The sequence below is a fragment of the Acinetobacter sp. YH16044 genome, from assembly GCF_013417145.1.
Taxonomy (GTDB): domain Bacteria; phylum Pseudomonadota; class Gammaproteobacteria; order Pseudomonadales; family Moraxellaceae; genus Acinetobacter; species Acinetobacter amyesii.
Map to the genome: position 1 here is coordinate 70,750 of NZ_VPEK01000001.1, position 21,736 is coordinate 92,485.

19 protein-coding genes, 2 tRNA genes and 1 pseudogene are annotated in these 21,736 nt (G+C 40.6%); 14 read left to right on the top strand and 8 right to left on the bottom strand.

Going from position 1 to position 21,736, the window contains the following annotated elements:
* Positions 1-363: 363 nt before the first annotated feature.
* A complete protein-coding gene (locus tag FTV38_RS00280; protein ID WP_111884395.1) occupies positions 364-906 on the bottom strand; it encodes a hypothetical protein in 543 nt (180 codons plus the stop codon).
* A gap of 321 nt (positions 907-1,227) precedes the next feature.
* On the opposite strand from FTV38_RS00280, the gene cysD reads away from it, so the two are divergent.
* The 6 genes from cysD to FTV38_RS00310 all read left to right on the top strand — a co-directional run bounded on the left by cysD (position 1,228) and on the right by FTV38_RS00310 (position 6,089).
* Entirely contained in the window at positions 1,228-2,142 is a 915-nt protein-coding gene (gene cysD / locus FTV38_RS00285; protein WP_078189893.1) for a sulfate adenylyltransferase subunit CysD, read from the top strand.
* 165 nt (positions 2,143-2,307) lie between these two features.
* Complete coding sequence (gene cysN, locus FTV38_RS00290; RefSeq protein ID WP_180020671.1) at positions 2,308-3,921, top strand: sulfate adenylyltransferase subunit CysN; 1,614 nt, start codon at positions 2,308-2,310, stop codon at positions 3,919-3,921.
* A gap of 157 nt (positions 3,922-4,078) precedes the next feature.
* A complete protein-coding gene (locus FTV38_RS00295) occupies positions 4,079-4,924 on the top strand; it encodes a GIY-YIG nuclease family protein (RefSeq protein ID WP_180020673.1) in 846 nt (281 codons plus the stop codon).
* Positions 4,925-4,979: 55 nt separating this feature from the next.
* Positions 4,980-5,501, top strand: a complete 522-nt coding sequence (locus FTV38_RS00300) for a PadR family transcriptional regulator (protein ID WP_180020675.1) — start codon at positions 4,980-4,982, stop codon at positions 5,499-5,501.
* Positions 5,498-5,815: a DUF3861 domain-containing protein gene (locus FTV38_RS00305; RefSeq protein WP_180020677.1), complete on the top strand. Its 318-nt coding sequence runs from the start codon at positions 5,498-5,500 to the stop codon at positions 5,813-5,815. Before FTV38_RS00300 ends, FTV38_RS00305 begins: the two co-directional genes overlap by 4 nt.
* A gap of 13 nt (positions 5,816-5,828) precedes the next feature.
* Positions 5,829-6,089 (top strand): DUF2798 domain-containing protein, encoded by a 261-nt coding sequence (locus tag FTV38_RS00310; RefSeq protein ID WP_180007479.1) that lies wholly within the window; start codon positions 5,829-5,831, stop codon positions 6,087-6,089.
* Positions 6,090-6,102: 13 nt separating this feature from the next.
* On the opposite strand, the gene FTV38_RS00315 is transcribed toward FTV38_RS00310, so the two are convergent.
* Positions 6,103-6,453, bottom strand: a complete 351-nt coding sequence (locus FTV38_RS00315) for a co-chaperone YbbN (RefSeq protein WP_180020679.1) — start codon at positions 6,451-6,453, stop codon at positions 6,103-6,105.
* Between the two features lie 131 nt (positions 6,454-6,584).
* On the opposite strand from FTV38_RS00315, the gene FTV38_RS00320 reads away from it, so the two are divergent.
* Positions 6,585-7,577: an NAD(P)H-quinone oxidoreductase gene (locus tag FTV38_RS00320; protein WP_168378388.1), complete on the top strand. Its 993-nt coding sequence runs from the start codon at positions 6,585-6,587 to the stop codon at positions 7,575-7,577.
* Positions 7,578-7,731: 154 nt separating this feature from the next.
* Here the strand turns inward: FTV38_RS00320 and FTV38_RS00325 are convergent.
* Positions 7,732-7,817, bottom strand: a tRNA-Leu gene (locus FTV38_RS00325).
* A 10-nt stretch (positions 7,818-7,827) separates the two neighbouring features.
* A tRNA-Cys gene (locus tag FTV38_RS00330) sits at positions 7,828-7,901 on the bottom strand.
* A 152-nt stretch (positions 7,902-8,053) separates the two neighbouring features.
* Here FTV38_RS00330 and folD point away from each other — a divergent pair.
* Positions 8,054-8,902: a bifunctional methylenetetrahydrofolate dehydrogenase/methenyltetrahydrofolate cyclohydrolase FolD gene (folD, locus tag FTV38_RS00335; RefSeq protein WP_180020681.1), complete on the top strand. Its 849-nt coding sequence runs from the start codon at positions 8,054-8,056 to the stop codon at positions 8,900-8,902.
* Between the two features lie 268 nt (positions 8,903-9,170).
* Positions 9,171-9,839: a methyltransferase gene (locus FTV38_RS00340; protein WP_180020683.1), complete on the top strand. Its 669-nt coding sequence runs from the start codon at positions 9,171-9,173 to the stop codon at positions 9,837-9,839.
* Between the two features lie 67 nt (positions 9,840-9,906).
* On the opposite strand, the gene FTV38_RS00345 is transcribed toward FTV38_RS00340, so the two are convergent.
* The 3 genes and pseudogenes from FTV38_RS00345 to FTV38_RS00355 form a co-directional block, all read right to left on the bottom strand.
* On the bottom strand, positions 9,907-10,335 hold the full coding sequence (locus FTV38_RS00345) for a hypothetical protein (RefSeq protein ID WP_078193296.1): 429 nt from the start codon (positions 10,333-10,335) through the stop codon (positions 9,907-9,909).
* A gap of 198 nt (positions 10,336-10,533) precedes the next feature.
* Positions 10,534-11,853, bottom strand: a complete 1,320-nt coding sequence (locus tag FTV38_RS00350; protein WP_078190125.1) for an MFS transporter — start codon at positions 11,851-11,853, stop codon at positions 10,534-10,536.
* Between the two features lie 288 nt (positions 11,854-12,141).
* Positions 12,142-13,460 (bottom strand): annotated as a pseudogene (locus FTV38_RS00355) (MFS transporter).
* Between the two features lie 343 nt (positions 13,461-13,803).
* Between FTV38_RS00355 and glpD the strand changes: the two are divergent.
* Positions 13,804-15,321: a glycerol-3-phosphate dehydrogenase gene (gene glpD, locus FTV38_RS00360; RefSeq protein WP_180020685.1), complete on the top strand. Its 1,518-nt coding sequence runs from the start codon at positions 13,804-13,806 to the stop codon at positions 15,319-15,321.
* A gap of 80 nt (positions 15,322-15,401) precedes the next feature.
* Here the strand turns inward: glpD and FTV38_RS00365 are convergent, their stop codons facing one another.
* Complete coding sequence (locus FTV38_RS00365; protein WP_180003944.1) at positions 15,402-17,234, bottom strand: phosphoenolpyruvate carboxykinase (GTP); 1,833 nt, start codon at positions 17,232-17,234, stop codon at positions 15,402-15,404.
* A gap of 412 nt (positions 17,235-17,646) precedes the next feature.
* Between FTV38_RS00365 and FTV38_RS00370 the strand changes: the two genes are divergently transcribed.
* From FTV38_RS00370 to groL, 4 genes are all read left to right on the top strand, one after another.
* Entirely contained in the window at positions 17,647-18,585 is a 939-nt protein-coding gene (locus tag FTV38_RS00370; protein ID WP_180003946.1) for a diacylglycerol kinase family protein, read from the top strand.
* The gene (locus tag FTV38_RS00375) at positions 18,566-19,351 is read left to right on the top strand and encodes a metallophosphoesterase (RefSeq protein WP_180020687.1); all 786 of its coding nucleotides are present in this window, start codon (positions 18,566-18,568) and stop codon (positions 19,349-19,351) included. Before FTV38_RS00370 ends, FTV38_RS00375 begins: the two co-directional genes overlap by 20 nt.
* A 183-nt stretch (positions 19,352-19,534) precedes the next feature.
* A complete protein-coding gene (gene groES, locus FTV38_RS00380) occupies positions 19,535-19,825 on the top strand; it encodes a co-chaperone GroES (RefSeq protein ID WP_180020689.1) in 291 nt (96 codons plus the stop codon).
* 60 nt (positions 19,826-19,885) lie between these two features.
* Entirely contained in the window at positions 19,886-21,520 is a 1,635-nt protein-coding gene (gene groL / locus FTV38_RS00385) for a chaperonin GroEL (RefSeq protein WP_078192965.1), read from the top strand.
* Positions 21,521-21,736: the final 216 nt, after the last annotated feature.

Sequence of the window (21,736 nt, forward strand, 5' to 3'; positions counted from 1 at the left end):
AAAAAATTACAGATCAGATTAACAAAAAGTCGGCTTTTATGTGAGCTATTACTAAGTTTTTCTTTAAAAATAGGTGATCAATTAAGTCAGGATTATCTAAATCTAAAGTTAATAGTATTTCTGCTTTACCCATTTAAGATTTAAGTCATTGTGATCAATCAAATTTTCAGTCTAATTGCAGATATATAAGTGGTCGTGCTCAAGGGAGAGAAATGGCTTGTTAAAAGGCACAGAAAACAATGTTAGGAAATGTAAATTTATAACCGTCACGGCAGTGCTGAGAGCTTTACCGTGACTTTCGATGTCATATGGAGATTTGAACTGGTGTTCAATAGAGCTATTTTTAGGTGGCTTTAACCGTTTTTATAACAATGAAGTTTGAATGCGTACTTTCATATCTAAAGCCGCTTGAACAATAAAGGTTTTCATCCACTTCACTTGTTCGCCCATCGGATTGGTTTTAATCGCAGTGTCTAAAAAGCCCATGCTTTCAAGTTGAAACAATTGCTTTTCGATCTCTTCTTCTAACTGGGTGCTATTGGCTGCGAGCGGGAAGTGGATTAAGTGAAATGCTTTGGGGAAATTGTAAAAAGCATAGAGCAGATTAAATGCGCGTTGATCTGCCTTTAAATTGCCTGCGCCAATTTCGTAGCCGCGATCTTGGTTACTGTGAGTCACCCCAATCAAAAATTCGAGTTTATTGTCCAAAAGTCGTAGGCCGAACTGAAGGCCAATTTGGTCAGCACTCAGCTCATGTTGGATAAAGTTATTCAGTGGGCTGCCGTCATCATTCAAGGCTTCTTGGAGCACAAGCATGTGTGAAGAATGCTGATAAATATAGCCAGCAAGACCTGCTGCTTCAATCAGCGACTTTAAGGTTTCAAGCGTATAGTGACTATATGGCATATCAATAACTATTGGAGAGTGATATAGCTACTTTAGGTACTTTGAGCGAGTTTGAATACCGATTGTTTAGAGGATTTAGCGATTAGTTAATTGATAAAAAATTGCGTAAACTTACGGGTCTCGGACTAGAATAATACTGAAATTGATAAGTCTATCGTATTAAATTAATTAAAATTGATAAGCAGTATCAGACAATTTGTATATGACGAATAAGAATATCAATATCACAAAACAAGCAATCGTTATGAAAGCTTAATCACTATAATGTATATATATCTTTAAAAGTGTAATAAGTACACATATTCTAAGCTGGTGTTGTCCATGTCATTAAATGAGGAAAGACTTACTCATCTTAAACAGCTTGAAGCTGAGAGTATTCATATCATCCGTGAAGTTGCTGCTGAGTTCGAAAACCCAGTCATGCTGTATTCAATCGGTAAAGATTCAGCGGTCATGCTGCATCTTGCTTTAAAAGCATTCTATCCTGCCAAACTTCCATTCCCACTACTGCATGTAGACACGGGTTGGAAATTTAAAGACATGATTACTTTCCGTGACAACATGGCAAAAGAGCATGGCTTTGATTTGATCGTGCATCAAAACAAAGAAGGTAAAGATGCAGGCGTAAATCCATTCGATTACGGTAGCTCAAAATATACTGACATTATGAAAACTCAAGGCTTAAAACAAGCGCTTGATAAATATCAGTTTGATGCTGCTTTCGGTGGTGCACGTCGTGACGAAGAGAAATCTCGTGCCAAAGAACGTGTTTACTCGTTCCGTGATACCAAACACCGTTGGGACCCTAAAAACCAACGTCCTGAACTTTGGAATCTTTACAACGGTAAAGTGAACAAAGGTGAAAGTATTCGTGTGTTCCCATTGTCTAACTGGACTGAGTTGGATATTTGGCAATACATCTACCTCGAAAATATTAAATTGGTTCCTTTGTACTTGGCTGCTGAACGTCCAGTGGTTGAGCGTAACGGTACACTGATCATGGTTGATGATGAGCGTATGCGTTTGAACGAAGGTGAAGTGCCACAAATGAAATCGGTGCGTTTCCGTACTTTAGGTTGTTACCCACTTACAGGTGCGGTTGAATCAACTGCAACAACTTTACCGGAAATTATCCAAGAGATGCTTTTAGCCACCACATCTGAACGTCAAGGTCGTATGATCGACCATGATGAAGCAGGTTCGATGGAAAAGAAAAAGCAGGAAGGTTACTTCTAAGAATCTCATAATCTCCCTTGCGCAGCAGTGCTGCTCACCCTCTTTACTAAAGAGGGGGAACTCCCGAGAAATAACGGAGCAAAGTCTCCCTTTCTTAAAGGGAGATTTAGAGGGATTAAAAAGATTCAGAAACCGATTTCAAAAGAATATGTGGAGCTTTGAGCAATGTCTCATCAATCAGATTTAATTAGCCAAGACATCTTGGCGTATTTAAAACAACACGAAAATAAAGACCTTCTACGTTTCCTGACTTGCGGTAACGTAGATGACGGTAAATCGACTTTAATCGGCCGTTTGCTTTACGATTCAAAATTGATTTATGAAGATCAATTACAAGCTGTGACTCGTGACTCTAAAAAAGTAGGTACAACGGGTGATGCGCCTGACTTGGCTTTACTTGTCGATGGTCTACAAGCAGAGCGTGAACAAGGTATTACCATTGACGTGGCTTACCGTTATTTCTCTACAGAAAAACGTAAGTTCATTATTGCTGACACCCCGGGGCATGAGCAGTACACACGTAACATGGCAACGGGTGCGTCTACTGCGGATTTAGCGATCATCTTGATTGATGCGCGTTATGGCGTACAAACTCAAACGCGTCGTCACTCATTTATTGCGAGCCTTTTAGGTATTCGTAATATTGTGGTTGCAGTGAACAAAATGGACTTGGTTGAATTCTCTGAAGCACGCTTCAATGAGATTCAAGCTGAATACAACGAGTTCGTGAACCAATTAGGCGACCGTAAACCTGCGAATATCATCTTCACGCCAATTTCTGCGTTGAATGGTGATAATGTTGTAAACAAATCTCCATCTACACCTTGGTACCAAGGTCAGACTTTAATGGAGACTTTGGAAACTGTTGAAATTTCGCATGATACGAGCAAGCACGAATTCCGTTTCCCTGTTCAGTATGTTAACCGTCCGAACCTCGACTTCCGTGGCTTCTGCGGTACGATTGCACTTGGTGAAGTGAAAGTTGGCGATACCATTACTGCATTGCCATCTGGTAAGTCGTCTACTGTTAAAGAAATTGTCACTTTTGACGGTAACTTAGACCATGCTGTTGCAGGTCAAGCTGTAACACTTACGCTAAATGATGAAATTGATATTTCACGCGGTAACGTGTTGGTGAAAGCGGGCGAACAGCCGTTAATTTCACGTTCTGCACGTGCCTCTGTGGTATGGATGACAGATGCGCCTTTAGTGGTTGGCAAACTATATAACGTGAAGTTTGGTACACAAACTATTCCTGCGAAAGTTGCGAAAATCAACTATCGTACCAATGTAAACACATTGGAAAAAACGGAAGTTGAACAGCTTGAATTGAATGCGATTGCAGATGTAACGATTGAGTTTGATGCGCCAGTAGTATTCGACCGTTATCAAGATAGTCGTTACACAGGTTCATTCATCTTTATTGACCGTTTAAACAACGTAACTGTTGGTGCGGGTATGGTTGAGTCTGCAGTGGAATGGACTGCACACAACGAGCCTGTAACTGCTGAAGCGCGTGCTGCACGTTTAGGTCAAAAACCTGCTGCGGTAACTGTGACTGCTAAAGCCCTTGAAAATGCGCAAGCGATTGAAAGCTTGTTGATTCAGCAAGGTGTGGTTGCGATTGCGAAAGCTGGTTTAACTGTAGAGCAAGTTGCACTTGTACGTGAAACAGGTGTGGTTGTGATTACAGATAGTGCTGAAGGTACTGATGTGACTTATGCATTCGAGACTGCTGAAGAAGTTGCTGAGAAAATTGTTGAGTTGGTTCGTCTATAATAGATTGAATTGATTTAAAAAAGACCCGCCGCAAGGCGGGTTTTTTTATTAGGAAATGAATATATAATTTAAAAAGTGCTTATGTTTTAATCAAAAAAACAAATATTATTTCGTGGTAATCTATTGTAAATAAACAATATAAAATCAAAAGGGTTGTATGAATATTAGGCAAAAACTTATTGATGTTGGTTTTAAAAATGTGGGGTTCTGGAATATTGGGAGCAGTAAGGAATTAATTTATAAGTTAAATTATTCATCTGGTGTAGAAAATATACTGTATGCGTTTATAGAGAATAATGAATTGCTCTATATTGGTAAAACTACACAAAATTTAGATAATAGGTTTAAAGGTTATCTAAAGCCAGGTCGTACCCAAACTACAAATATTCGAAATAATTTTGAATTAACTAGATTGATTAGCATGGGCAAGGTCATTGAAATTTGGTTATTTGAAGATGTTGGATTAATGGAATATGGAGGGTTTAAGCTTAATCTAGCTGCTGGTTTGGAAGATAGTTTGATAAAAGAATTGAAACCTAAGTGGAATGGAAATAGGTTCAAAATCAATGAAATCAATGAAATCAATGAAATCAATGAAATCAATGAAATCAATGAAATCAATGAAATCAATGAAATCAATGAAATCAATGAAATCAATGAAATCAATGAAATCAATGAAATCAATGAAATTAATGAAATGCCAATATATAAGTTGACTTTGCATGATACGTATTTTAATTGGAGCTGTATTAACTTTGGAATTTCATATTCTAGCTACTTAGGTACGCATGAAAGTCAAATGGATATTTATGTTGGTGATGGTGCTATTCCGCTAGATATAGCTAAAATAGATCGAAATGCTAATAAAAATGGATCAGTTAGGATAAGGCCATTTAAGGGTAAAAAATTACAATTCTGGTTTAGTGAAAATTGTAAACCGATGGAAGTAGTTAATATTTTAATTGAAGCTCCAAACAAAATAAGAATTAAAAAAGTAGGTTAATATAATTCAATTGTATTAAGATATATCTTAATTAATCTTAAGGTGTATCTTTGCAATGTCAAATTCAGACCTTTTGGACGTAAGCGATAGTCCAGTTAAAACCCGAAAACGCCTGTTTGAAGCAGGGCACATGAAACTGTTGGTGCTGCATCTGATCTCCCAATCGCCTAAGTTTAGCTACGACATTATTAAAGATGTCGGCGCAATCGTCGGTGGCGGTTACAGCCCAAGCACAGGGACAATTTACCCAACGCTGAATTACCTCGAAGAACAGCAATACATCCATGCAGAACTAAATGCCGAAGACCGTAAACAATACAGCGTTACGCAGTCAGGCTTAGTTCATCTAGATGCCGAAAAAGCCACAGTAGAGAAAATTCTGTGTCGTTTTGATACCCGTAAGCAGATTCATAACAATGAACAATACGTCGACATCAAACGTGCGATGGAAAACTTAAAAGCATCACTGCGCATCAAAATTCAGCACTGTGAACTAACACCTGAACAGGTGTATGCCATTTCAGAAAAAATCGATCAGGCGGCTGTCGAAATCAGCCGTATGGAGGTGACACAATGAAACAGCATCAATATGAAATTACGCTCAAACACATTGCAGATGCACAGGGCAATCCATCGACGTATACCGAAGCGTTGCAGTTTAATGCTTACAACCATGACGACTTGTTTAAGGTGCTCGAACACTTGACCAAAGCACAGCTCTTAGATGATGAAAAGACCAAAGCCTTTGCCGTGGGTCTGAAACTGTTTGGTGAAACTTTGTTGCAAAATAAAGACAACCCTTTATTTAAGGAGTTTTTACCGCAATTTATTGAATTTATGAAAACCCTAAAACAAACCGTAAAAGCCCACAACGCAGCCCAAGACGAATAATAGGTATTTACAGATGAATCAACTCCCAAAATTTCATCCCAAACACATGACTTGGCTGATGCCCCTAATTCTGTCCGGCATTATGAGCGGTTCAATTTCCTGCTTTAATATGCTGATGAATAAAGGCTTAGTTGAAGGCTTTCTTGGTATTTGGCTGCGCGCTTGGGGTATGTCATGGATGGTGGCGTTCCCGCTCATTTTGATCGTGTTGCCATTGGTGCGTAATACGCTAATGAAGTTTGTACGCCTACCAAATGAGCCTGCATCCAAATAAAAGGTACATCTATTTAGTCATGAGTTGAGTGTGACTGCATCGCATCTTGAATGATGGCTGTTAATTCAGTCAGTGATTTGACACCTGCAATACGTTGAATCACTTTCCCGCGATAAAACAGCAAGGTAGAGGGTAGTCCATAAACGTTATAACGCAATGTCAGTATCGGTGAGGAATCAATATTCACTTTGCCAAATTTAAGCCGTGTATGCTGCGCTGACATTTGACTTGCGCACTGCTCAAATACTGGGAAGTTCTGTACACAGGGCGCGCACCAGTCTGCATAGAAGCGAATCACGGCAAAACCATCAAACCATTCATAGTCACTGGCGTTATCTTCATTGTATTCAACGATCTGAGACATGCTTGGCCTATTATTCATTTACGAAATACACTACAAATTATACATAAGTCCATGTTTATTCATTCTGCGCCATTTCTATGTTCAAATAGTGCAGAGATAGATGAATAGTCAATAATTGAAAAGGGAAAACAATGTCACAGCAAAGCATGCAGCAGGTCATTATTACTGAGCCGGGCGGTGTAGATAAACTGGCCTATGAAAGCGTTGCCATCCCAGAAGCGAAAGCAGATGAAGTGTTGGTTAAAGTGCATGCCTTTGGCATCAACCGTCCAGACATTTTACAGCGTCAAGGTTTATACCCAATGCCGAAAGGCGTAACGCCAGTACCAGGTTTAGAGGTTGCGGGTGAAGTGGTTGCTGTGGGTGCAGAGGTTACTTTATTTCAAGTAGGTGATAAGGTTTGCGGTCTGACCAATGGCGGCGGTTATGCAGAATATTGCGTGGTGCCTGAAAGCCAAACCATTGCGATTCCTGAAGGCGTCAGCTTTACTCAAGCGGCAGCCATTCCTGAAACATTCTTTACCGTTTGGGCCAATGTATTCCAAATGGGCAAAGCCAAAGCAGGTGAAACGGTGCTGATTCATGGGGGAACCAGTGGTATTGGAACTACGGCAATCATGCTGTGTAATGCGTTGGGCATGAAAACCTTTGCAACAGTCGGTTCAGATGAAAAAGTGGCAGCGATCTCTGATATCACGCATGCGATTAACTATAAGACTCAAGACTTTGAGCAAGTGATTAATGAAGCGACCAATGAGCAAGGTGTAGATGTCATTTTAGATATTGTTGGCGCACCGTATTTGGCGCAGAACCTCAATCTATTACGTCGTGATGGTCGTTTGGTCTATATCGCATTTTTAGGTGGTGCAAAGGCCAAAGAGGTGAAACTGGGTCAAATCATGATGAAGCGTTTGACCATTACAGGCTCAACCATGCGTGCGCGTAATACTGCAGAAAAAGCAGAGATTGCCAAAGGCATTCAGGAAAATGTTGTTCCGTTATGGTCTAAAGGTGAATGTCTGCCAATGATCTACAAAACATTTAAGTTTGATCAAATTCAAGAGGCGCATGCAGCCATGGATACAGGCGACCATGTGGGTAAGATTGTGGTTGAAGTAATCTAAAGTTTTATCTTTAAAACACGATGTATTTGCATGGTGTTTTAAAATAATTAAAGAGGGCAATGTTCCTCTTTTTTATTGTTTTACTAAATTTTAGGCATAAAAAAACCAGCTTATCGCTGGGTTCTTTATTACACCATCTTCAGTAGTAGAAGAATGGTGCCCGAGGCCAGACTCGAACTGGCACGCTTTGTGGGCGGGGGATTTTAAATCCCCTGTGTCTACCGATTTCACCACTCGGGCTTAACAAGATTGGAGGCGGAGGTCGGAATCGAACCGGCGTACACGGAGTTGCAGTCCGCTGCATGACCACTCTGCCACCCCGCCATGTCTTGTTGATGCGTATATTAGCAAGCTCTGAAAAAAAAACAATAGCAGATTCATCTGTATGAGCATAAAAGCAGCATACAAGGTAAAAAATTTAAAATAATCATGTATTATGTGCAAAATTGATTCATATCATCACTTGGAGAAGTGCCGTGGCATTAGTTTTAGATGGTCGTGCATTGGCGAAGAAAATTGAAGCTGACTTGTTGACTCGCGTAGAAGCGCTAAAAGAGAAAACTGGTCGTACCCCAATTCTTGCGACTATTTTGGTAGGTGACGATGGTGCATCTGCAACTTATGTACGTATGAAAGGGAATGCTTGCCGCCGTGTTGGTATGGATTCATTAAAAGTTGAGCTTCCTAAAGAAACCACGACTGAGCAATTACTTGCTGAAATTGAAAAATTGAATGCAAACCCAGATGTTCACGGTATTTTGTTACAACACCCAGTACCTGCTCAAATTGATGAGCGTGCATGTTTCGATGCGATCTCTCTTGAAAAAGACGTAGATGGCGTGACTTGCTTAGGTTTCGGCCGTATGGCAATGGGTGAAGCTGCGTATGGTTCTGCGACTCCTGCAGGTATCATGACCATTCTAAAAGAAAACAACATTGAAATCGCAGGTAAACACGCGGTTGTTGTGGGTCGTTCTGCAATTTTGGGCAAACCAATGTCTGCAATGCTGCTAGAAGCGAATGCAACAGTGACCACTTGCCACTCACGTACTCAAAACTTAGCTGACTTTGTTAAGCAAGCTGACATTATTGTGGGTGCGGTAGGTAAAGCTGAATTAATTCAAAAAGATTGGATCAAACCGGGTGCAGTGGTTGTTGACGCTGGCTTCCATCCACGTGATGGCGGCGGTGTAGGTGATATCCAATTGGTGGGTATTGAAGACGTTGCTTCTGCTTATACACCTGTTCCGGGTGGTGTAGGTCCAATGACCATTACAACGTTGATTCGTCAAACTGTTGAAGCTGCTGAAAAAGCGTTGGGTTAATCTTTAGACCTCTCCCTTGCGAAGCAGTGCTTCTCATCTCCTAAAAGTATAGGGAACTGATCGTCTCAAATTGATTCTATGCTGCTCCCTCTCCCTCTGGGAGAAGGCTAGGATGAGGGTGCTTTTTATAAATAATCCTCTCCCTAACCCTCTCTTGCGCTTCAATTTAAAAGCAGTGCTTTAAATTTTGCTCAGGAGAGGGAACTTCCGATCTTAATTTAGGCTTTTATGACACTAAAACTCTGCATATTCGAAAAATAAAATTCTAATGAGCTGTACTTTCCAATTTCCCAAAGCCCCTGAACATTTACTTAAAGCACTGCATGAAGTCATTCCACATTGTGAATTACATGCTCAACAGTTGCCTGAAACCCCGATTTCTTTATGGTTGATCCCACCGGTATTTCCAACCGATAAATTGGATAATGAAGTCATTCGTCGTATATGGAATGATACGCCGTATTGGATTTTTTGTTGGGCTTCAGGGCTTGCAATGGCGCAGTGGTTGTTGGCTGAACCCCATCATGTCAAAGATAAAGTGGTGTTGGACTTTGGTGCAGGTTCAGGTGTGGTGGCGATTGCAGCAAAAATGGCAGGGGCGAAACGCGTGATCTGCTGTGACATCGACCAAGTGAGCCTAGATGCATGCCGTGCCAATGCAGAGTTGAATAATGTCGAACTTGAATATTTAGATGATCTGTATAAAGCGGAGCAAGTCGATATTTTATTGGCTGCCGATGTGCTGTATGACCAATGCAATCGTTTCTTTTTGGATGAGTTTTTAAAGTTTGCTCCTGAAGTGTGGGTGGCAGACAGTCGTGTGAAAAACTTTAGTCATCCTAAATATGAAAAACTCGATGAACGAAGCGCGACAACATGGCCTGATTTGGATGAATCACCTGAGTTTCGTAATGTGAGTTTTTATAAAACCCTATAAATATTAAACCCATAAAAAATAAGACGCTTTAAGCGTCTTATTTTTATCTTTTGAACAGCAAATTTGATTAAGAACAGGTATAGCGAACCACACGTAAGGTGGCAGGGCGAGCATCGAGTGCATCACGCGCGCCTAAGTTTTCAGAGTTACGTAGATCAGGAGTATTTGATAGACCGAAGTTCGCACGTGTATTACCAATTTGACGGCCGTACTGGGTATTTTCCAAAGCAGGATTTGCAATTTCGTTCACGCTTAAGATTTGTAATTTATAGGTCTTTTGCGTATTTAATACTTTTTGGCAAGCACGTTGTAATTTATTGGCATCCAGTTGTTGGTTTTGGCGACCCGCTAAAGTATATGCAAGTGTTGCGCTATCTGCAGATTTGGACTCTATTTGAAAGCCCGTTTGACCATTAAAAGCACGTGGAGTGCTTTGGCAAGCAGCCATCGACATTGCAACAATACCCAAACTTAAAACTTTGTAAATATTTTTCATCATTCATTCGCCGTGTGTATTTGTATGTTCAGTATGCCATAGTCCGTCTGTCGACTCGATGGCGAAAACAAAGAAAGCCAAAGAAGTTTGATTAAATCTTTGATGCAGCCGAAACGATGAGTAGATGGAAATGGAGATAAAAAAAGCTCATCAAAATAGGCTTTGATGAGCTTAAGTGGAATAGCAGGGCTGAGCGAATTAATCGTCAGTGATCATGCTATGTTTTTTAGTATCTTTCATGAAGACATAGGTAATTAAAGATAAACCAATCATGAATGTAATGTAGTAGAAGAAGTAGTTTTCATGGCCTGCATTTTTGAAGCTCAAAGCTACAAGTTCTGCGGTACCACCAAAGAGTGTATTTGCAATGGCATAAGGCAATGCAACACCTAGGGCACGGATGTGTGCAGGGAACAACTCTGCTTTTACTACGGCATTAATCGCAGTATAACCAGTGACAATCACCATACCGCTCATGCAAAGCATAAATGCTGTGGTTGGGCTGGTAGTTGAACCGATACCATTGAAAATAGGAATGGTAAACAGCACACCAAGCACACCAAAGGCGATCATAATTGGCTTACGACCAATTTTGTCTGAAAGCGCACCGACAGCAGGTTGTAAAAGCATGAAGATGAAAATTGCAGCAGTGGTAATTTCAGTTGCTGTGGTTTTTTCAAAGCCAGACGTGTTGACCAAATATTTTTGTAAATATGTGGTAAAAGTGTTGAACGCTAAAGTACCACCGGCAGTCAACATGATCACAGTGAAGGCTTGTTTAGGGTATTTGGTAAATAACGCTAAAGCACCTGATTTTGGACCACCATTTTTAGCTTGTTCTTGAGCTTCTTTAGAGGATTGAGTTTCAACTAAACCGCGACGAATCCAGAACACCACAATAGCGAGTAATGCACCGATGAAGAACGGAACACGCCAGCCCCATTCAGTTAAAGCTTGTTCTGAGAAATTGCGTTGTAAGATAATTAAAACGCAAAGTGCCAATAGCTGACCTGAAATCAGTGTGACATATTGGAAACTTGAGAAGAAACCACGATGGTTTTTACCTGCCATTTCAGTCAAATAGGTGGCACTAGAACCATATTCACCACCAACACTTAAGCCTTGGAGTAAACGCGCTAAAAGTAGAATAGCGGGTGCGAGCATCCCTACAGAATCGTAGGTTGGTGCACATGCGATCATCAGTGAGCCGACACACATCAACGATACAGACAGCGTTAAACCTGCTTTACGACCTTTACGGTCAGCATAAATACCCATGACCCATGCGCCGATTGGACGCATTAAGAAACCGAGTGCAAAGACTGCAGCCGCTTGTAAGAGTTTTACAGTATTGTCACCATCAGGGAAAAATTGCGGTGCAAAGTAAAGGGTAAAGGCAGCGTAGACATACCAGTCGTACCATTCAACGAGGTTGCCGGCAGATCCGCCGAGGATAGATTTGACACGAGTTTTTCTATCCAATTGTTCAGGAACAACTGGCTCAGATGAGTTTGACACATCATTCTCCAAGGAATGAATGCAAAACATATCCATTTAAACTCTTTGGGAAAAGTTTAAATCAATATATTTTGTCGAAATGGGAGATGGAACTATATTTATTTAATTTATACTCCTGTTGTCGCAGAAAATCATGCGACTTTAGTCTATAAAATGCGATATTTTTGACCAGATACATTTTTCACGACTAAATGAAAAAAAACAAAGCCTCATAGACTGAGGCTTTGATGGGGAAAACATGCTGTTTTTGATCAGATTGATCAATAACTCATCTTCAAATAACCCTGATCAATGCTCCTGAATTTTGGAATGGTGTTTGGTGTCTTTCATAAAGACGTAGACCAATAACGAAATAAAAATCATGATGGTCACATAGATAAAGAACCATGACTCGTGACCAGCTTCTTTAAAACTCAGCGCGAAGAATTCTGCCGTACCACCAAAGATGGTATTTGCAAGAGCATAAGGCAGTGCAACACCCAATGCGCGAATATGCGCAGGGAACATTTCTGCTTTTACAACCGCATTGATCGAGGTGTATCCCGTGACAATCACTAGACCTGCGAGACAGAGCCAAAATGCAGTCCAATAATCTTGAGTTTGTCCTAATGCACTAAATAGAACATAGGTGAACAGCACCCCTAAGATCCCAAAAGCGATCATTAAAGGCTTACGACCAATTTTATCGGATAGACCACCTGCTAGTGGTTGTAAGCACATAAAAATAAACAGTGCTAAAGTGGTGATTTGCGTGGCCTCAGGTTTACTAAAGCCAGAGGTATTGACCAGATATTTTTGCAAATAGGTGGTGTAGGTATAAAAAGCCAATGTACCCCCAGCTGTTAAAAATAACACCGTGAATGCTTCTTTCGGATAATGCTTAAATAGAGAAAATAAGCCTGATTCAGGCTGGTCCTTTTGCTCTTGTGCATTTTTGAAGGACTGGGTTTCTAGTAGGCCACGTCGAATGCGGAAAACCACTACCGCTAAACACGCACCGATAAAGAACGGAATACGCCAGCCCCAATCATGCAATTGTTCTTCTGTCAGCAACCATTGCAAAATAAGTAGTACGCACAGTGCAGTCAACTGACCTGCAATCAGTGTCACATATTGAAAGCTTGAAAAAAACCACGACGGTCACGGTCAGCCATTTCACTGAGGTAGGTCGCACTAGCGCCATATTCACCGCCGACACTTAAACCTTGAATTAGTCGTGCAACCACAAGAATAATCGGCGCCAAAATACCAATTTGGTCATGCGTTGGAGAAATGGCAATCATCAATGAGCCGATACACATGAGTGTGACGGAGAGGGTTAAACCTGACTTTCGACCTTTTTTGTCTGAATAGATCCCCATAATCCATGCACCAATCGGCCGCATGAGGAAGCCTACTGCAAAGATGGCCGCGGCTTGGAGAAGCTGTGCAGTCTGGCTGCCCTGAGGGAAAAAAGCATGGGCAAAATAGAGGGTGAATGCCGCATAGACATACCAATCGTACCATTCAACAAGATTACCTGCTGAACCTCCGAGAATGGATTTTACTCGGGTCTTTGTATCTAAATTTGATTGAGTAACAATTTCTTCCGTCATTTTAAAATCCATCTTTTTTTATTGTGTGAAAATATCTTATGCGTATCGAAAAGCATGAAATGTAAACTAAAAAAAGAGGTTTTGTTGAAAAAGTGTACAAATAAACGGCTTGTCATGAATTTTGCTTTGAATAAGGGTTTGGACATTAAAATGTTTGATTTCATGCTTGAGCCAGCAGTCGTTTAAACGTACATTTAAAATATAACTTCTCATTTAATGAAGGATACAAAAACTCAGTGTAAGGATGTTGTGACCAAAATCGGTATCTTGATCAAAAAATGATGATCAATGAAAAAAATAATAAAGCAATGAAAACGAAGCATTGTTGAATAAAAAGATAGAGTGGGAGGGAGCGATGAATACACAACAACAATCAATATATGACATGGTGGTCATTGGTGGTGGAATTAATGGTGTTGGTATTGCCTGTGATGCTGCGGGGCGGGGTTTAAGTGTTTTGCTCTGTGAAAAAGACGATCTCGCGAGCCATACTTCATCTGCAAGTAGCAAATTAATTCATGGTGGTCTGCGCTATTTAGAACATAAAGAATTTCGTTTGGTACGTGAAGCACTCGCAGAACGCGAAGTTCTCCTTAAAAAAGCCCCTCATATTATTCGACCGATGCGTTTTATCATGCCACATGAACCGCACTTACGTCCGGCTTGGCTGATTCGTACTGGATTATTCTTTTATGATTATTTGGGTAAACGTGAACAGCTTGCAGGTTCAAATGGAATTGAATTTGATGTGGAAGCTAGTCCTTTAGCACCTAGATTTACCCGAGGGTTTGAATATTCCGATTGTGCAGTGGATGACGCACGCTTGGTTGTACTTAATGCGATACAAGCACGGGAACATGGTGCACAGATTCTGACTCGAACAGAATGTTTAAATGCATATAGTAAAGGTGGCATTTGGCGAGTGTGTTTAAAAAATGCTAAGGGTTTGCAAAATGTGCAGGCTAAAGTATTGGTGAATGCGGCAGGTCCTTGGGTTGCTGACTTTATAAAACAGGGGTTAAAGCAAGAGTCACCTTATAGTATACGGCTGATACAAGGTAGCCATATTATTGTGCCAAAGCTCTTTGACGGTGATAAAGCTTTTATTATGCAAAATGATGATCATCGCATTGTTTTTGCGATCCCATATTTAGAACAATTTACTCTGATCGGTACGACAGATCGTGAATATCATGCAGACCCAAATCGAGTAAAGATAAGCCAAGAAGAAATCGATTACTTGCTTGATGTGTCAAATGATCACTTTAAAACTCAATTGACGCAAACGGACATCATTTCAACTTATTCAGGTGTGCGTCCGCTGTGTGATGATGAGTCAGATAATCCAGCCGCAGTCACGCGAGATTATACTTTGGCACTGACCGATGTAGAAGGGGCTGCATTACTTTCAATCTTTGGTGGCAAACTTACCACTTACCGAAAACTAGCAGAAGCGGCATTAGATCAGCTTAAAACTGTTTTTCATCATCGATCCAAACCTTGGACTGCTGATACAGCATTGCCTGGTGCGGAAAATTTAGAATCAATCGAGCAGTTGATAGCTGAAATCCAACAAAAAGTGCGAGGGGTTTCGATCAGTCTAGCCAGTCGTTGGGCGCATGCTTATGGAACACGTGTCTGGATTTTGCTGAATCATTTAACTTCGATTGATGAGCTTGGGCAAAACTTCGGGCATGGCTTGTATGCTCAAGAAGTAGATTATTTGGTTGAGCATGAGTGGGCGAGAAGCTCTGAAGATATTTTGCAAAGACGCACAAACTTATATTTGCAATTCAGTGCATCTGAAGTTGATGTTTTGGACGAGTACTTAATGGCAATACGTATAAAGCAAAAAGCTCAAGATGTGGCTTAGTTGATATAAAAAAGACCGCGCAAGGCGGTCTTTTAAATCTTTCTTAATCCCTCTTTTAAAGGAGGGAAATTAAAGGCCAATTAAGCAGATTTTTTTACAGCTTCTAAAAGTTCGTCTTGACGTACTTTAAGTGCTTTTGGTAAGCGATCACCAAGTTTGTTGAACAATTCAGTGTGGCTTTCAAGTTCTTTGATCCATTGATCTTTATCTTGAGAAGTTACAAGCTCGAATTGCTCTTTAGTGAAGTCTGAACCAGTCCAGTTCAATTGTTCGTATGTTGGAACAAGGCCGATAGGTGTTTCAACAGCGTCTGCACGACCTTCACAACGGTCAATGATCCACTCAAGAACACGCATGTTTTGACCGAAACCAGGCCATACAAAGTTACCTTCAGCATCACGACGGAACCAGTTCACGTTGTAGATACCAGGAAGTTTATTGCCAGCAGCTTTAGCTTTAGCAGCAACTTCTTCACCAAGTTCTAACCAGTGAGAGAAGTAGTCAGCCATGTTGTAACCCGCAAATGGAAGCATTGCGAATGGGTCACGACGAACGATACCTTGTTGACCAACAGCAGCAGCAGTTGTTTCAGAGCCCATAGTTGCAGCTTTGTAAACACCGTCAACCCAGTCAAATGCTTCTGAAATTAGAGGCACTGTGTCTGCACGACGACCACCGAAGATGAACGCAGAAATTGGAACACCTGCTGGATTTTCCCAGTCAGCATCAATAGAAGGACACTGACCAGCTGAAACAGTGAAACGAGCATTTGGATGAGCTGCTTTTTCTTCGCCGGTGTGTGGTTGACCTTTCCAGTTAGTTAGATTAGCAGGTACTTCTTTAGAAAGACCTTCCCACCATACTTCACCGTTGTCAGTTACAGCAACGTTAGTATAGATTACGTCTTTATGAAGAGTCGCCATACAGTTCGGGTTAGTCTTGGTATTTGTACCAGGTGCTACACCGAAGAAACCAGCTTCAGGGTTGATTGCATATAAACGACCATCTTCACCTGGTTTGATCCAAGCAATATCATCACCTACAGTTTCAATTTTCCAACCTTCGTAACCCGCTGGTGGAATCAACATCGCGAAGTTTGTTTTACCACACGCAGAAGGGAATGCAGCTGCGATGTAGTGTTTTTCGCCTTGTGGGTTTGTCACGCCAAGGATGAGCATGTGTTCAGCTAACCAACCTTGTTGACGACCCATAGAAGATGCAATACGTAAAGCTAGGCATTTTTTACCCAACAATGCGTTACCGCCGTAACCAGAACCGTAAGACCAGATTTCACGAGTTTCTGGGTAATGAACGATGTATTTTTCAGGGTTGCAAGGCCAAGCAACGTCTTTTTGACCTTCTTCAAGCGGAGCACCAACAGTGTGTACGCAAGGAATGAAGTCACCGTCAGTACCAAGTACGTCATAAACAGCTTTACCCATACGAGCCATTTTAGACATGCTTACAGCAACGTAAGGAGAATCAGTAAGTTCGATACCGATGTGAGCAATATGAGAACCTAAAGGACCCATAGAGAAAGGAACAACGTACAAAGTACGGCCTTTCATTGAACCGTCAAATAAACCATTCAGACGAGCACGCATTTCAGCTGGAGCTTCCCAGTTGTTTGTTGCGCCTGCATCTTCTTGTTTTTCAGAACAGATGTAAGTACGACCTTCAACACGAGCAACGTCAGAAGGATCAGAATTAGCAAGGTAAGAACCAGGATGTTTTTCTTGGTTAAGTTCTTGCATAGTGCCGTTAGCGATCATCAAGTCGATATAACGTTGATATTCTTCTGCGCTACCGTCACACCATTCGATTTTTGCTGGTTTGGTTAATTTGGCAATTTCTTCCACCCAAGCAATTAGCTTAGGGTGACGAACGAATTCTGGTGCGTTCACTTGGGTCATGGTGAGGCCTATCTCAAAAATGTACTAACCGTACAAAGTATAATCTGCATCATGGGTTACATCATGCAGATAAAAGATGAAAAAAAGTGGCTGTATTAAAGCATAAAATCATAAAAAAAATAAGACTAAAGAAGTGGTAGATTTTTTTTGGTAGTTAATGCTATTTAAGTTAAATGTAAATAAAATACAATAACTTAATAGATTTTATCGCGAATTTTAACTTTATTTATTAACGTGATGGACAATATTTTATATATTTATTTTTAATAAAAACAAAAAGTTGCATGTATTTGATATTTGAGAATTATTATTGATTAAATAAATGGTGGTAATTCGATTTTTACATAAAGGCGCTATTATTTGCTGTTAAATTCGACAAAATACAAAACTAAGCGGCCAAGATGTATAAAAAGTGATTAAACAAGCCAAGCCTTTATCTATTATTTATAATAAAAAATCAGGATTTCATGCTGCAAACAAAGATGAAGTCTACGAGGAACTTGTGCGGATATTATCCGATCATGATTTCGAAATACAGTCTTTTGAGCTTGGGCAGGAAGCCAGTTTTGATACTTTAATGAGCAAGGTGTTTGCACGCCACCAAGACCCAGATAATTTGGGCGTTGTCGTTGCTGCAGGTGGTGATGGAACCTTAAATGCAGTTGCTCATCGGTTGATGCATACCGATATTCCAATGGGGATCTTACCTTTAGGCACATTTAATTATGTGGCGCGCGTACTCAATATTCCTCTCGATTTAATTCAAGCAGCACAGGTCATTGCGACAGGCAATAATCGACAGGTACATGTGGCGCAAATCAATGAACATATCTATTTAAACAATGCCAGTTTGGGCTTGTATCCATTATTTATACAAAAAAGAGAGTTTTATAATCAGAAGTTTGGTCGTTTCCCATTGCATGCTTATACCTCAGGTTTGGATGTGCTGATTCGAGATCGTAAAGAGTTGAAATTGGAAATCGAAGTTGATCATCATATTTATCCAGTCAAAACGCCTTTGATCTTTTTTGGTAATAACCAATTGCAATTGGCCGATTTAAATTTGCAAATTGCTAAAGATGCAGCAGCAGGTAAAGTTGCAGGTGTGGTGGTCGCAAAAAGTGATAAGAAAACTTTATTTAAAATTTTATGGCAGTTGATCCGTGGCAATATCGACAATGCGCCAGATGTGTATAGTTTTGCCGCTAATGAAGTCACGATACATACTCAACGAAAAAAAATGACCGTTGCTGTGGATGGTGAGATTGTAGAAATGAAACCGCCGCTTAAAATTCGAGTGCAAAAACAAGCCTTAAAGATACGGGTGCCACATGATACTGCATCTGTCTGATCTGCATTTCGGCACTGAAAAGCCAGAGTGTATGCGCGCTATTCAGCAATTTTGTCGTGAACAGCGTATCGAGGCCGTGGTTGCCAGTGGAGACTTGACCCAACGTGCGCGTTATCGTCAGTTTTATGCATGTAAGCAATTTTTAGAAAGCTTAAAGCTGCCTTATATCGTTGTGCCGGGGAATCATGATATTCCGCTATATCATTTATGGAACCGTGTTTTTAGCCCTTTTGCACGTTATCAACTATTTTTTGGTGCCATGGAAAATGTACTGGAAACCGAGCATTTTTATTTAATTGGGATCAATAGTATTCGCCGTCGTTACCATACGCGTGGGCATGTATCGCTCGAGCAAATACATCATGTCGAGGAATTACTTAAACATGCGCCGCCCAATAAAGTGAAATTAATCATAGCGCATCAACCTTTTTATACGCCGCCCAATGACCCGCATGGTGTGAAAGATTGTCCTGTTCAAGGGCGTTTGGCACTCGAACAGTGGAGTCAACACGGTTTAAATGGTTTATTGCATGGACATTTACATGTTCCAGCCAGCTATGACCTCAATCAGATTTATGCTTTAGGTGCTGCGCATCCAGTTTGGGATATTCATGCTGGAACTGCAACGTCATATCGCCTACACGATAACCTTGCCAACAGTTTTAATGTCATTGATGAGCAGATGAATGTGCGACATTATTTTTATCATTCAAAGTTAAAAATATTTGAAGAAAATCTCAGCACTCATGTTTTAGATGAGCTTTAATCCTTTAAATTTAAATTTTGAAGAAAAAAAATACAAAAAGATGAAAAAATTTAGAATTTGCCCTTGAAGCGTTTTTTTCCATCCCCACAAAAGTGTCATCTAAATTATTTTTTGTCGATGGCTTACGGAAATCAAAATGTCATCGTCTTTTATCTAGTAAATAGACTTAGTCTGGAGTTAACTATGAGCAATATTCGTCCTTTGCATGACAACGTTGTGATTCGCCGTGTTGAAAAGGAAACTAAAACTGCTGGTGGTCTTATTTTAAGTACTTCAGCAGCTGAACAACCTGCTCAAGGCGAAGTAATCGCTGTAGGTAATGGCAAAGTAACTGACAACGGTGTTCGTGCGTTAGACGTTAAAGTTGGTGACAACGTGCTTTTCGGTGCTTATGCAGGTACTAAAGTAAAAGTTGACGGCGAAGAGCTTCTTGTAATGAAAGAGTCTGACATTTTAGCTGTACTTGAAGGCTAATCTCAGAACTTTCGAACCAAATTCGATTTGAAAAATATATTAAAAATTTTGGAGTAAACCATGTCAGCTAAAGACGTAAAATTTGGTGATTCAGCGCGTTCAAAAATGATCGCGGGTGTAAATGTACTTGCAGATGCTGTAAAAGTGACTTTAGGTCCTAAAGGCCGTAACGTTGTCATCGACCGTTCTTTCGGTGCGCCGCACATCACTAAAGATGGTGTTTCTGTTGCTAAAGAAATCACATTAAAAGACAAATTTGAAAACATGGGCGCTCAGCTGGTTCGTGAAGTGTCTTCAAAAACCAATGACATCGCGGGTGACGGTACAACAACTGCAACTGTACTTGCTCAAGCAATCCTAAATGAAGGGATCAAATCAGTTACTGCTGGTATGAACCCAATGGATCTTAAACGCGGTATCGACATCGCGGTTAAAGCTGTTGTTGCTGAAATTAAAGCGACTGCTAAACCTGCTTCTGACTCTAAAGCCATTGAACAAGTAGGTTCGATCTCTGCGAACTCTGACACCACTGTTGGTAAACTTATTGCTCAAGCAATGGAAAAAGTCGGTAAAGAGGGTGTAATTACAGTTGAAGAGGGTTCAGGCTTTGAAGATTCTCTAGATGTTGTAGAGGGTATGCAGTTTGACCGTGGTTACATCAGCCCGTACTTTGCAAACAAACAAGATACACTAACAGCTGAACTTGAAAACCCATACATTCTTCTTGTTGATAAAAAAATCAGCAACATCCGCGAATTAATTGCTGTACTTGAAGCTGTTGCTAAAACAGGTAAACCGCTTCTTATCATTGCTGAAGATGTTGAAGGTGAAGCACTTGCAACTCTTGTTGTAAACAACATGCGTGGCATTATCAAAGTTTGTGCTGTTAAAGCACCTGGTTTTGGTGATCGTCGTAAAGCGATGCTTCAAGACATCGCGATTTTAACTGGCGCGACTGTAGTTTCTGAAGAGGTTGGTATGTCTTTAGACCAAACTACACTTGAGCACTTAGGTACAGCGCATAAAGTTACTGTTTCTAAAGAAAACACAGTAATTGTTGATGGTGCAGGTGTTGCAGAGCAAATTGCTGAACGTGTAACTCAAATTCGTGCTCAAATTGAAGAATCAACTTCAGAATACGACAAAGAAAAACTTCAAGAACGCGTTGCTAAATTGGCAGGCGGTGTTGCTGTAATCAAAATCGGCGCTGCAACTGAAGTTGAAATGAAAGAGAAGAAAGATCGCGTTGACGATGCACTTCATGCAACTCGTGCTGCAGTTGAAGAAGGTGTTGTAGCAGGTGGTGGTGTTGCACTTGTACGTGCTGCAAAAGCACTTGAAGGTGTGTCTGGTGCTAACGATGACCAAAATGTTGGTATCAACATTTTACGTCGTGCAATTGAAGCACCGCTTCGTCAAATCGTTGCAAACTCTGGTGATGAGCCATCAGTTGTAATCAATGCTGTGAAAAACGGTGAAGGTAACTTCGGTTACAACGCTGCGACTTCAGAGTATGGCGATATGTTAGAAATGGGTATTCTTGACCCTGCTAAAGTGACTCGTTCTGCGCTTGAGCATGCTGCATCTGTTGCAGGTCTTATGCTTACAACTGAATGTATGATCACTGAAATCCCAGAAGACAAGCCAGCAATGCCAGATATGGGTGGCATGGGTGGTATGGGCGGTATGATGTAAACCTCAGCGTACCCAAACTTCAAAAACCTCGTATCGTCAGATACGGGGTTTTTTTTATGGCGTAGTTTTTGTAATGTAGAGATTGCACACATGAAAAGACAAAATCACCTAGCTATTTTTTATTTACACATTAAATGTGTAATATGTATTTAAACTCCTTTTTTTGTGAATAAAACTCATTATTCTTTTTAGAACAATAAGAAAAACAAATGATTA